Here is a 12,340-nt window from a genome sequence, read left to right as displayed (position 1 = left end):
CCTGCGCATCGTGATAGCCGAGGACGACCCGTTGCTGCGCGAGGGGCTCGCCCTGCTGCTGCGGGCCGAGGGGCTCGATGTGGTGGCCACGGCGGGCGATGCCGACGGGATCCTGGACGCCATCGACGCGCACAAGCCGGACGTCGCCATCCTCGACGTACGGATGCCGCCCACGCACACCGACGAAGGCGTCCGCGCGGCCGTCGAGGCCCGGCGCCGCCGCCCCGACCTGGCCGTCCTCGTACTGTCCGCGTACGTCGAGCAGTCCTTCGCCACCGAACTGCTCACCGGCGGGGTGAACGGCCTCGGTTATCTGCTCAAGGAACGGGTCGGGCGGGTGGAGGAGTTCCTCGACGCACTGGACCGGGTGGCGTCCGGCGGCACCGCCATCGACCCCGAGGTCGTCGCCCAGCTCTTCACCCGCTCCCACCAGGACACCCGCCTGGAGCGGCTCAGCCCCCGCGAGCGGGACGTCCTCGCCCTGATGGCCGAGGGGCTGGGCAACAGCGCGATCGCGGAGCGGCTCGTCGTGACGGACGGCGCCGTGCACAAGCACATCCGCAGCATCTTCGCCAAGCTCGACCTGTCGCCCGCCGACCAGGTGGACCGGCGGGTGGCCGCCGTCCTGCAGTACCTGGAGGACGCGCGGCGCCGGGCGTGACGACCCCGGAGGTACAGCCTGCTGTACCTCCGCCTGGGGCGCGCACGGCAATGACCCCCGGACCTGGGGCTGATGTGCTTAACACGTCAAGCCAGCCCCCTCCGAAGGGACATCACGGTGAGCCCCCGAACACCCGTCAGCACCGAGACCGGACCGGCCGTTGAGGCCGCCAAGGCCGCCAAGGCCCGTGAGGAACGCGCCACCGGCCTGCGGGGCAGCATCCACCGCCGCCCCGTGACCTGGTTCTTCGTGCTGGCCTATGTGCTGAGCTGGGCCGCCTGGACACCGTACGTGCTGTCCCAGAACGGCCTGGGGGTCTGGGACTTCGCCTTCCCCGGAACCGGCGCCGCCCCCCAGCTCCTCGGCATCCTGCCCGGCGGCTACCTCGGCCCGATCGTGTCGGCCCTCCTGCTGACCGGGCTCACCGAGGGCCGCGCCGGACTGCGGGCCTGGCGCGGCCGGATGACCAAGTTCCGGGTCAACTGGCGCTGGTACGCCGTGGTTCTCCTCTCGGTGCCCGCGGCGCTGACCATCACCTCGGCCGTGGTGTCCGACAGCGGCCCCGCGATGCCGACCGCCATGGTGCTGGCCGCGTTCCTGCCCGGCCTGATCGGGCAGATGGTCACCACTGGTCTCGCCGAGGAGCCCGGCTGGCGCGAGTTCGCCATGCCCCGGTTGCAGGAGCGCTACGGCCCGCTGGCCGCCACTGCCATCGTCGGCCCGCTGTGGGGCGTCTGGCACCTGCCGCTGTTCCTGACCGAGTGGGGCGGCTACCCGGACGTGACCTGGGTCGACGTGCTGAAGTTCGTCATCACCGCGATCGCCTTCAGCTTTGTGATGACCTGGGTGTTCAACCGCTCCAGCGGGAGCATGCCGCTGGTCATGCTGCTGCACTGCGGAGTCAACAACTTCTTCTCCATCGCCGCGATGGACATGTTCCCGGGGATGACCCGCCAGGACGCGAGCAGCGCCTTCCTGCTCGGCTCCCTGGTGGGGGCCCTCATCGTGCTCGTCGCCACCCGGGGGCGGCTCGGGGCCGGGTCGGCGTCGGGCGACGGTGCGCTGCCGGGCAGGGCGGCCTGAGCAGGCGACCCGCTCGACGCACCGACGAGGGCAGTCGGCCACCGTGGCCGACCGCCCTCGTCGCATGTGCGTCGCATGTGCGGCGGACGTGCGGATGCATGAATGTGGCTGACGCTGCATCCGGAGGAACAGATTCAACGTCTACGAGGACATGACACGGACAAGGATGACCCGGTGAACGGCCACACGACACACCCGCCCCTGCGCCCGGTCCGCGGTACCGCCCGCGTCGCCGTCGTGGCCCTCGCCCTGGCGGCCGTCGCCTGGGCGGCCCGAGCCGTATGGCACACACGGCTCGCCGTGGCGGGCATGCCGGCGGCCGGGCCGATGGACCAGGGCGGCGGACAGCACCGCCCGCCGACCGCGCTGGAGGACGGGTACCACATCGTCAGTTCTCTGGGGGACGCCGTCACGGTGCTCTGCGCGGCCATGTTCCTGAACTGGCTGTGGCGCGTCCGGGACAACGCCCGCGCCTTCTCGGGGGAACGCCCGCGCTACATCTGGCCCTGGATGTACCTGGGCTGGATCGTGCCCATCATGAACCTGTGGGTGCCGCGCGGCCTCGTCGTGGACATCCACCGGGCGAGCGCCCCGGGCGAGCGGCTGCCGGGCGTCGTGAACTGGTGGTGGGGGCTGTGGCTGGCCGGGATGCTCGGCGGGGCGGGCCTGATCTACGCCGACGACACGGACGACGTCATCGGGCGCGCCTACACCGACGTAGGGCTGCTGCTGGCGGCCGACGCGGCCGTCATCGGCGCGGCCGTGGCCTGCGCGCTCGTCGTCCGCACCCTCACGAAGGTGCAGCAGGACCGCCTGGACCGGACGGCACGGGACGAGTCCGCGGGGGCCTCCGAGTCCGCGGACGTCGCGGCACGGGGATGAACCGGCGTGGGTGTGCCCTGTGACCCTGTGACCCTGTGGCGCGAGGCGAGGGCCGCAAGGCCACAGGGCCACGGGGCCACAGGGCACACCCAGGGCTAGTGCGTCGCGGGCCGGATGACGTTGAGGGTCATGGCCTTGGCGCTGCCGAGGTAGCGGGCGGGGTCGCAGAGTTCCTTGATCCGGTCAGGGCCGAGATGGTGGACGAGGTCGGAGTGTGCGAGCAGCTCGGCCTCCAGCGTGGTGCCCGTCTCGATGGCCGCACGGCAGGCGTCGTAGACGATCTCGTGGGCCTGGTTCCGTCCCAGGACGGGGGCGACGTCCATCATCACGGCCTCGGCGACGATGAGGCCGCCGGTGAGGTGGGTGTTCTGCCGCATCCTGTCGGCCTTGACCTCCAGGCCGGAGAGCATGAACTCGGCCTGGTGCAGTGAGCCGGCGATGAGCAGGAAGGCCTCCGGCACGGTGGCCCACTCCAGGTGCCAGGGGCCGGTGGCGCGTTCGAAGTCCTGCATCGTCGCGTCCAGCATGGTCGAGGACCTGTCCCGGAGCAGCTTGGCGGCCGCGAACATGAGCTCACTGGAGATGGGGTTGCGCTTCTGCGGCATCGTGGAGCTCGCGCCGCGGCCGGGTACGAAGGGCTCGGCCAGTTCTCCGAACTCGGAGGAGCACATCATCATCACGTCCCAGGCGATCTTGCCGAGGGAGCCGCCGACGGAGGCGAACAGGCCGACCAGTTCGACGAGTCCGTCGCGGGCCACGTGCCAGGTGATGGCGGGGTCGCGCAGGCCGAGCTCCTCGGCGAGCGCGGCCCGGGTGGCCAGTCCCTCCGGTCCTTCACCCAGGGAGGCGAGCGTGCCGGCGGCGCCCCCGAACTGGACCATCAGCGCGCGTCGGCGGGCCTGTTCGAGGCGTTCGGCATGGCGGTCGAGGGCCGAGAGCCAGACGGCGCAGCGGTAGCCGAAGGTGACGGGCAGGGCGTGCTGGAGGTGGGTGCGGCCGGCGGTGACGGTGTCCACGTGCTCCGCGGCCAGGGCCCGGAGCGTGTGGCGGACCTGGTCCAGCTGCGTCTGGAGCAGAGCGATGCCCTGCTTGCACTGGAGCATCACGGCGGTGTCCATGATGTCCTGGGTGGTGGCGCCCCAGTGGAGGTAGCGGCCGGCTTCGCCGCACTGGTCGGCGACCTGCTTGACGATGGGCAGCACCGGGTAGCCGACGATCTCGGTCTCCGCACGCAGCCGGTCCAGGTCCAGGCCCTCGAAACGGGCCTTGAGGGTGATGTCCCCGGCCGCCGCGGCGGGGATGACGCCGACCTTGGACTGGGCGCGGGCGAGTGCGGTCTCGGTGTCGATGATGCGCTGGATGTAGGCGGTGTCGCTGAACACCTCGCGCATGGCAGGGGTGCCGAACATGTCGCGGAAGAGCAGGGAGTCGAAGACGGTCGTGCTCATGGTGGGTCTCACTTCTGCGTGGGGGTGGCGGCGGTTACGGGGGTGGTGGTCCGGTCTTCGGTTACGGGGGCGGTGGTCCGGTCCTCGGTTACGGGAGTGGTGGTCCGGTCCTCGGCCGGGATGCCATCCGGGATGCCGTCCTGTTCCGACTGGGCGAGGAAGGCCTTGGGGTCGGCGAGAGCGCGGTTGACCTTGTCGGTGTCCATCTCCTTGGACCATTTGGCGATCACGAAGGTGGCGACGACGTTGCCGAAGGTGTTGCAGAAGGCCGTGGCCATGGACATCAGGCGGTAGACGCCGAAGAGGATGGCCACGCCTTCGACCGGGAGGTAGCCGGTGGCGGCGACGGTGGAGGCGAAGACGACGAAGGTGCCGCCGGAGACGGTGGCCGCTCCCTTCGAGGTGAGCAGCATGATGAGCAGCAGTCCCAACTGCTGGGGGATGCTCATGTCGATGCCGTAGGCATTGGCGACGAACATGGTGCAGATGGCCATGTAGAGCGAGGTGCCGTCGAGGTTGAAGGCATAGCCGGTCGGCACGACGAGACCGACGGTCTGCTGCGAACAGCCGATCCTGGTGAGCTTCTTGAGGAGGCCGGGCAGCGCGGACTCGGAGGACGCCGTGCCGAGGACCAGGACCATCTCGACGCGCACGTACTGCAGGATGCGCCAGATGTTGAAGCCGGCCAGCAGGCAGACCAGGCCGAGGACGGCGCCGATGAACAGGGCCACGACTGCCCAGTACTGAAGGACCAGTTCGGCCAGGGCCAGGAGCATGCTGCTGCCGTTCGCGCCGACGGAGTAGGCGATGGCGCCGAAGGCGCCGACCGGGGCGAGCTTCATGACGATGTTGACGAAGGCGAAGAACGCCTCGGAGATGACTTCCAGGCCCTTGTTGACCTGGACCTGCAGAGAGCGCTTCAGGCTCAGCAGGCCGATGCCGAACAGGACGGCCAGGACCACGACCTGAAGCAGTTGGCCGGAGGAGAACGCGCCGACGAAATTGTCGGGGACGATGCCCTTGAGGAAGGCGGTGAAGCCGTGCTCGCCCTCCTGGACCGGGGGCGCGTCGCCGGTGACCGCGGCGGTGGAGCCCACACCCTTGCCGACGTCCAGGACGTTCGCCGCGACCAGGCCGATGACGAGCGCGAGGGTCGAGACGATCTCGAAGTACACCAGCGCCAGGAAGCCGATGCGGCTCGCCTTCCTCAGGTCGCCCGCCGACGCGATGCCCATGACGACGGTGAAGAACACGAGCGGGGCGACGCCCGCTTTGACCAGGGCGAGGAAGAGATCCCCGACGATCTTCAGATCGACGGCGAAGCCGGGGAACAGGAACCCGACGGCGACGCCCAGCGCCATGGCGACGGCGATCTGGGCCCCGATCCCGCGGTACCAGCGACGGGCCGGCGTGGGTGCGGGATCGGTGGTGATCAGCTGCTCCGGTGACCTCATGCGAGCACATCCTTGTCTAGACATGAGCTGTGTCTAGACAAGGATGCTCGTGGAAACGCGGTTGTCAAGAGGTGTTCACGGGACTCGGGGCCGCGCATCCCGGCATCCGGGGCGGGGGCGGCGGGATCACCGACGGCGGTTTAGGCCGGGTATGCGGAGCTGTGCGGCGGCGCTGTATGGCGCTGAACGGTGCCGACGCCTTACGCGCGGCGGCGCCTTGCTCGTTGCTGGACACTCGATCGGTCAGCCGCGCTGGAGCGTCGTCTCGTAGACGAAGGTGCCCTGGGCGTGGGTGCTCACGCTGACCTCGAAAAGCCGCCCGTCGGCGTCGAAGTAGCGGCGTACGAATTCGATGCCGGGACTTCCCGGTGCGACCCCCAGATGGGCCGCTGCCTCCGCCGGCACACCCACCGCCTGCACCCGCTGCACCACACGGTCCACGGACCGGCCCACGTGCGACTCGACGAGGTCGGAGATCAAGCGCGGACTGTCATCCAGGGAAGCGGCGATGGCCTTCGCATCCGCGGGCTCCAGATAGACCCTGGCCCAGGACACCACCTGGCCGGAACGCTCCGGGTCCCTGCGCACGGACGTGACGCACACCGTGGGACTCCCTTCCGCGAGCCCCGTGACCTCGGCCAGCTCCTTGTCCACGACGATCGACTCGACGGACAGGATGCTCCGGACCGCGGACTTCCCGTACTGCGTGAGCTCCTGAAGGCTGCCGAGCCGCGTCGTGAAAGCCGGCACGGGCCGTGCCCGCTCCACCCGGGTGCCCATGCCCGGATGCCGGGAGATGAGGCCGCTCGATTCGAGCCGTTGCAGAGCACGGCGAAGCGTTTCCCGCGAGACCTTGTACGTGGCCGCCAGTTCCGGTTCGGTCGGGAGCATGGTCCCCACCGCCCAGTGGCCCGCCGACAGCTTGGCCATCAGGTCGTTCGCAATGACCACGTACCGTGGCTCACCCACGACAGGACCCCCAGCGGACTCTGCAACGCACGACTGAACGCACGACTGAACGCATGACTGTCAGAACCCTAGATCAACCGGCGAGCCCGCCGGCGTCGGCGGCGCACGATCGAGGGGCGGCCTCCACGCGACCGCCCCTGATCAACCGTCAGCCCGCCACACTCCTCTGGAGTACTAGGGGGCTTCGTGGAGCGTGATGGCGGACGCGGGGCACACCGCGGCCGCCTCCCGGACGTTCGAGTGCTGGTCCGGGGCGGGCTCGGGGGCGAGGAGGACGACGATGCCGTCGTCGTCCCGCTGGTCGAACACCTCCGGTGCGAGCAGTACGCACTGCCCGGCACCGCAGCACTTGGCCTCGTCGACGCTGACCTTCATGGTCCTCCCTGACAACTCACTCACTCATTCACCACCGCACGGGCACCGTACGCAGACCGCCCACGAGGAGGCCCTCGACACGCTGCAACTCCTCGACGGGCACGGCCAGTCGGAGGGTCGGCAGCCTGCGCAGCAGGGTTTCGAGGACGACCTGGAGCTCGGTGCGGGCCAGCGACTGGCCGAGACAGGCGTGCGGTCCGGCGCCGAAGGTCATGTGCGGGTTCGGGGCCCGGGTGAGGTCCATCTCCCCCGGGTCGGCGAAGACCTGCTCGTCGCGGTTGGCGGCGGACAGACTGCAGACGACGGTGGTGCCGCCCGGCAGCAGCTCACCGCCCACCTCCACGTCCTCCCCGAGGTAACGACGCACACCGAAGCCGAAGTTGGCGTCAAAACGCAGGACCTCGTCGACCGCGGTACGCACCAGGGAGGGGTCGGCCAGCAGCCGCTCCCAGCGGGTGCGGTCGGCCAGCAGCATGGAGACCATCTTGCCGATCATGTTCGCGGTGGTCTCGTGCCCGGCGACCAGCAGCCCCATGCCGGTGTTCAGCAGCAGGTCGTCGGACAGGCCCTCGCCGTCCTCCGTACTGTCCTTGATCAGGTTGCCGATCAGGTCGTCGCCGGGTTCGGCGCGCTTGGCCGCGATGAGCGCGGACATGTACTCCGCGAACTCGGTGTACGACTCCCGCGCCTCCTCGGTCGTGTAGCGGCTGATGTTCAGGAACGCGTCGGACCAGTGGGAGAAGCGGTCCCGGTCCTCGGCGGGCGCGCCCAGGAGGTCGCAGATCACGTAGACCGGCAGCGGGAAGCCCACCGTCGCCTTGAGGTCGCCGGGCTGTCCTTGGTCGACCAGGTTGTCGACGAGGGATTCCGCGATGGCCGTCATGCCGGGGCGCAGCGCGGTCACGCGCTTGGCGGTGAGGTACTTGCCGATGTGCCGCCGCCACCGCAGATGTGCCTCGCCCCGGTCGGCGATGGCCAGCGAGGCGTCGCCGTTTGCGACCGGGCCGCCCGCGCCTTCGGGGGCGATCCTGGCGGCTCCGTCCGCGGCGGTCGGGCGGACGAAGCGGGGGTCGGACAGGAGGGCCTTGATGTCGTCGTAGCGGGTGAGGTACGCCGCCTTGTCCCCGCTGGGGAGTTCGACGGTGGCCACCGGGCACTTGCGGCGTAACTCCTGCCATTCGGCCGGCGCCTCCAGTGGCCCGTCGGTGGGCAGGGGCAGACGCATGGCCTGGTCGTTGGGGCTCGGGCTCATCTGACATCTCCTTGTGGGGGATCGCTGTTCCGAGGGCGGGCGATGGAGGAGACCTCGCGGTCAGGCGACGGCGACGGGGGCGCCTAGGCCTGGACGTCTGTGGCGACGCCGGTGCCGTAGCGGGCGTGCCCGTCGGGGAGCGCTCATGGAATTGCACACTACACGCGCTGTGTATGATGCAACACTGGTGCATTCTGCACTCCTCCCGCATCCTGCAACTCCACGTAGGGTGAGGCCGTGCGGACCGGGCGGTGAAGGGGATGAAGGAGAAGGGCGTGGAGGCCAGGGAGGCGGGGGAGCACATCGAGCGGGAGCTGATGATCCTTATGCGGCACCGGGAACTGTCGGTGCCCCGAGGAGCCGGAGCCCGCGACGGCGGCGCCCTGGACCGCAGCGCCTACGTCCTGCTCAGCAGACTCGAAGTCCAGGGGCCCATGTCCATCCCCGACTTCGTCGAGGCGTTCGGGCTCGCCCCGTCCACCTTCACCCGCCAGACCGCGCCTCTCCTGCGCGACGGCCTCGTGGAACGGATGCTCGACCCGGACGGCGGGGTGGCCCGCAAGTTCCGCATCACCGAGGAGGGCGCGAAGCGCCTCTCCGCCCAACGCGAGGAAACCGTCACCAGACTGGCCGAGGTCCTGACGGACTGGCCCACCGAACGCCTGCGCCGCTTCGTCTCCGACCTGGAGCAGTTCAACACCGACATCGAACACCTCGCCGGCCGTCCTTGGCCGCGCTCGGCGCGCTGAGCGCGAGCGTCAGCGCGGGTGACTGATGAGGAGCGAGGACCGGTGAGGCGTCGCCGTGAAGCTTCGGCCACTGCCGAAACAAGCGGATCCTAGGCTGCCCACCATGAACACTGCATCACCCGGCACCCTGCCTGCGGAGGCAGCCGTCACCCACTTGGAGATCGAGCCCAGCATCCTGTACTTCGGGACGCCAGTGGTGCTCGTCTCGACAGAGAACCAGGACGGCTCGTTCAACCTTGCCCCGATATCCTCCGCGTGGGCCCTCGGGCAGACGGTTGTCATCGGACTGGGCCGCGAGGGACAGACCGCGTACAACCTTGGCAGCCGACCCGATCTGGTGATCAGTTTGCCGGCCCCCGCCCAGTGGTCGGCGGTGGAGCGGCTGGCTCCACTGACCGGCCGAAACCCCGTGCCGTCGACCAAGCCCAACGGCTGCCGCTTCGAGCCGGACAAGTTCGCCGCAGCCGGACTGACCGGCGAACCGTCCCACCTGGTCCGGCCGCCTCGCGTCGCCGAATGCCCGATCCAGCTGGAGGCCCGCGCCGAGAGGGTGCGGCAGGACGTCTCCGGCGGATTCGCCATCGTCGAGGCCGTGGTGCGCAAAGTCCACGCCGACTCGCGCATTGTCGTTCCCGGCACCGACCACATCGACCCCGCCGCGTGGAGCCCCCTCATCTACAACTTTCGCCACTACTTCGGCCTCGGCCCGGAACTCGGCCATTCCTACCGCACCCAGACACCCCGCAGCTCCGAAAGGCCCGCCGCAGAGCCTGCGCTCGACGGCACCGTGCCCAACTGAGTCCAGGCGGCCGGAGATCAGGCCCCGGAGCGCGGTGCTGCACCTCGATCGCGTTCGTCCTGGCCCAGTGCTTCGCAGGCGGCGGCGAGGATCTTCTCGGAGACGGGCGTGCCCTTGGTCGCGCGCGCGAGGACCAGTGCTCCGACCATGGTGCTCAGTCGGCTGAGGCCGTCGTCCTGGTCCGTGGAAAGGCGCTGTGCGAACTCGGTGACGCCCTCGCTGTACCTGTGCTGCGACGCGGGACCGCCCTGGCCCCGCGCGATATCGGTGGCGAGGGCGGCCACCGGGCAGCCACCGGCCACGTCGTCGCGGTGCTCGGTGGACAGGTAGGCGTCGATCACCGCCTCGGAAGGGGCGTCCGCGGCCGAGGGGCTCCCCGGGGTGCCGTCGGCCAGGGCCGCGAAGGCGTGGGCGGTGGCTTCGTCGAAGAGCGCCTCCTTGGAAGGGAACTGCTTGTAGAAGCCGCCGTGGGTCAGTCCGGCCGCTTTCATCAGCTCGGCGACGCTGACCTGGGCCCCCTGCTCCCGGAACAGCCGCGACGCGGTCTCGACCACACGTTGCCGGTTCTCTTCCGCCTGCGCCTGCGATACGCGGCTCATCGCCCGCCTCCCGGTTGGATGTCACTCGTCATCTATAGTAGGGTCAGATTTAGATTACGTACATAATCTAACTTCGCCATTGGGAGTGATCATGGACATCAAGGGTGCGACCGCCGTCGTGACCGGCGCCAACCGAGGACTGGGGCGTCACCTGGCCGAGCAGCTCGTGCAGCGCGGTGCGAAGGTGTTCGCCGCAGCGCGCCGACCGGAGACCGTGGACCTGGTCGGCGTCACGCCGCTCCGCCTCGACGTCACGGACGACGCCACGATCCAGGAGGCCGCCCGCGTCGCGTCCGACGCGACGCTGCTGATCAACAATGCCGGTATCTCCCTCGGCACCCCGCTGATCGCCGGCGACATGAAGGCGGTGCGCGCTGAGATGGACACCAACTACTACGGACCGCTCGCCCTGACGCGTGCGTTCGCCCCGGTCATCGAGGGCAACGGCGGCGGAGCCGTCCTCAACATCCTCTCCGTGATCGCCTGGTGGCATCCCGCCGAGGCCGGCTCCTATGCCGCGTCCAAGGCCGCCGCGTGGGCGATGAGCGACGCCGTCCGCGAGGAGTTGGCACCCCGCAGCATCACGGTCTCCGCGCTGCACGTCGGCTTCATGGACACCGACATGACCGCGAACAGGCCCACGGCAGACAAGGCGGACCCGGCCCACATCGCGGCCCAGGCCCTGGACGGGATCGAGGCGGGCAACCCCGAGATCCTCGCCGACGACGTCACCCGGCAGGTCAAGCAGGGCCTGTCGCAGGCGCACGCCTTGCGCTGAGCCCCGCCGGTGAGCCCCGCCGGTGAGCCCCGTCGGCGCGGCAGCCCGCGCACCCGACGGCTCGAAGGTCGTCGGGCGCGTGGGAAACCGTCCGCCGTGTCTGCCGCTCATCGTGGTGGAGGCAAGGCGTCGAGGGTGCTTCTGGGGATGACGTGGTCGAGGAGGTGCAGGGGGGCGGGGCGGACTTCGGTGAGGTCCGTGGCGTTCCAGTAGGCGAGGGCGCGGGGCAGGTCGACCAGGCCGTGGATCAGTGGTGGCGCGGTGCGGTTTCCGTGGGGTGGCGTCGGGCGGGCCGGGTCGGTCATGTGGGCGTGGAGCAGGGACTCCAGGCGGCATGAGGCGAGGGTGCCGGGGAGGTGGTGGCGGCCGGTGGCTGCCGGGCCCGTGCCGGATGCGAGTGCGAGGTTGCGGAGATCCTCCGGCACGTGCGTCTCGGTGGCGGCGAGCGCGAGCAGGCCGCCTCCGACGACGAGGACGTCCTGCTCGTTCTTCATACGGTCGAGGGCTCGTCCGGTGTCGAAGCAGTGCGGGAAGGAGTCGTCGACGACGATCGTGCCGGGCCGCAGCCGGTCGGGGTCCAGCAGCGTCGTCGGGCCGCTGACCGCGGTGACGACGACGTCCGCCTCGTACACCTCGGCGGGCAGCTCCCGGCCGGACTCGACGACCCGTATGTGCATCGTGGGGTGCTCGGCGGACAGCTCCGCGGCCAGTCGGCCGAGCCGCGGGCCGCTGCCGGGCAGGTCGCACAGGACCAGCCGGGCCGGCGAACGGGGACCGCGGGCCAGCAGCAGCCGCAGCGACGAGGTACCGATCGATCCGCAGCCGACGACGGCGAGGGTGAGTTCCGACAGCTCGCGGCCGGTCGCGTCGAGCGCGGCGTTCACGGTCTTGACCACGGAGACGGTGGTCGTCGCGTGCCCGGTGGTGAGCGCCGTCGTCGTCGCGGGGGTCTCCCGCAGGACGTCGTAGCCGTAGCCGGTCAGGGACGGGATCATGCCGGCGAGCGACACGCACCGGGCTCCGAGCGACGCGGCGAGCTCGACACCGCGGGCGGTCCGGGCGGCCAGGTCGCCGCCGCGGGCCAGTTCGTCGGCGAACACCGGGAGGGAGACGAAACCCGATCTGCCGAGAGGCGTGGTGACGGCCTCCAGCAGCCTGGCCCGGCCGTCCGGGAAGAGCAGGGCGCGCAACTGTTCCCGCCCCGGTGCCGCCTGCGGGGGCAGTCCGGCGAAGGCGGCCAGCTGGTGGGGGGTGGGCAGGTAGCCGACCAGGGCTGCGTCGAGGTGGGGGG

Annotated in this window: 12 protein-coding genes and 1 pseudogene; 6 read left to right on the top strand and 7 right to left on the bottom strand. The window is 70.3% G+C overall.

All coding sequences use genetic code 11. The features are described 5' to 3' along the window. Position 1: 1 nt before the first annotated feature. The 3 genes from FPZ41_RS19015 to FPZ41_RS19005 all read left to right on the top strand — a co-directional run bounded on the left by FPZ41_RS19015 (position 2) and on the right by FPZ41_RS19005 (position 2,626). Positions 2 to 661: a response regulator gene (locus tag FPZ41_RS19015; RefSeq protein ID WP_194236141.1), complete on the top strand. Its 660-nt coding sequence runs from the start codon at positions 2 to 4 to the stop codon at positions 659 to 661. Positions 662 to 778: 117 nt separating this feature from the next. Next, positions 779 to 1,744, top strand: coding sequence for a CPBP family intramembrane glutamic endopeptidase (locus tag FPZ41_RS19010; RefSeq protein ID WP_322620421.1), 966 nt, complete (start codon positions 779 to 781; stop codon positions 1,742 to 1,744). A 174-nt stretch (positions 1,745 to 1,918) separates the two neighbouring features. Then, on the top strand, positions 1,919 to 2,626 hold the full coding sequence (locus FPZ41_RS19005) for a DUF4328 domain-containing protein (RefSeq protein ID WP_322620420.1): 708 nt from the start codon (positions 1,919 to 1,921) through the stop codon (positions 2,624 to 2,626). Positions 2,627 to 2,721: 95 nt separating this feature from the next. Here FPZ41_RS19005 and FPZ41_RS19000 read toward each other — a convergent pair whose 3' ends face one another. The 5 genes from FPZ41_RS19000 to FPZ41_RS18980 all read right to left on the bottom strand — a co-directional run bounded on the left by FPZ41_RS19000 (position 2,722) and on the right by FPZ41_RS18980 (position 8,124). Further along, a complete protein-coding gene (locus FPZ41_RS19000; RefSeq protein ID WP_152864170.1) occupies positions 2,722 to 4,074 on the bottom strand; it encodes a class-II fumarase/aspartase family protein in 1,353 nt (450 codons plus the stop codon). 8 nt (positions 4,075 to 4,082) lie between these two features. After that, positions 4,083 to 5,528, bottom strand: a complete 1,446-nt coding sequence (locus FPZ41_RS18995) for a cation:dicarboxylate symporter family transporter (RefSeq protein ID WP_152864168.1) — start codon at positions 5,526 to 5,528, stop codon at positions 4,083 to 4,085. A gap of 243 nt (positions 5,529 to 5,771) precedes the next feature. Next, positions 5,772 to 6,479, bottom strand: a complete 708-nt coding sequence (locus FPZ41_RS18990; RefSeq protein WP_322620419.1) for a GntR family transcriptional regulator — start codon at positions 6,477 to 6,479, stop codon at positions 5,772 to 5,774. Positions 6,480 to 6,671: 192 nt separating this feature from the next. Then, entirely contained in the window at positions 6,672 to 6,872 is a 201-nt protein-coding gene (locus tag FPZ41_RS18985; RefSeq protein WP_131567859.1) for a ferredoxin, read from the bottom strand. Positions 6,873 to 6,900: 28 nt separating this feature from the next. Next, entirely contained in the window at positions 6,901 to 8,124 is a 1,224-nt protein-coding gene (locus FPZ41_RS18980) for a cytochrome P450 (RefSeq protein WP_152864166.1), read from the bottom strand. 260 nt (positions 8,125 to 8,384) lie between these two features. On the opposite strand from FPZ41_RS18980, the gene FPZ41_RS18975 reads away from it, so the two are divergent. Together FPZ41_RS18975 and FPZ41_RS18970 are read left to right on the top strand one after the other, a co-directional pair. Further along, a complete protein-coding gene (locus FPZ41_RS18975; RefSeq protein WP_152864164.1) occupies positions 8,385 to 8,873 on the top strand; it encodes a MarR family winged helix-turn-helix transcriptional regulator in 489 nt (162 codons plus the stop codon). A gap of 103 nt (positions 8,874 to 8,976) precedes the next feature. Next, positions 8,977 to 9,672, top strand: coding sequence for a flavin reductase family protein (locus FPZ41_RS18970; RefSeq protein WP_152864162.1), 696 nt, complete (start codon positions 8,977 to 8,979; stop codon positions 9,670 to 9,672). Between the two features lie 17 nt (positions 9,673 to 9,689). Here FPZ41_RS18970 and FPZ41_RS18965 read toward each other — a convergent pair whose 3' ends face one another. Next, positions 9,690 to 10,271: a TetR/AcrR family transcriptional regulator gene (locus FPZ41_RS18965; RefSeq protein WP_152864160.1), complete on the bottom strand. Its 582-nt coding sequence runs from the start codon at positions 10,269 to 10,271 to the stop codon at positions 9,690 to 9,692. Between the two features lie 91 nt (positions 10,272 to 10,362). On the opposite strand from FPZ41_RS18965, the gene FPZ41_RS18960 reads away from it, so the two are divergent. Then, a complete protein-coding gene (locus tag FPZ41_RS18960; protein WP_152864158.1) occupies positions 10,363 to 11,049 on the top strand; it encodes an SDR family oxidoreductase in 687 nt (228 codons plus the stop codon). Between the two features lie 107 nt (positions 11,050 to 11,156). On the opposite strand, the pseudogene FPZ41_RS18955 reads toward FPZ41_RS18960, so the two are convergent. Continuing rightward, positions 11,157 to 12,340: pseudogene (locus FPZ41_RS18955) on the bottom strand (non-ribosomal peptide synthetase); the annotation flags it as partial.

Origin of the sequence: Streptomyces acidicola, assembly GCF_009377235.1 — a bacterium.
Classification (GTDB): Bacteria; Actinomycetota; Actinomycetes; order Streptomycetales; family Streptomycetaceae; genus Streptomyces; species Streptomyces acidicola.
The sequence above is the reverse complement of the archived record's forward strand: the minus strand, read 5'-3'. Positions and strand labels throughout refer to the sequence as shown.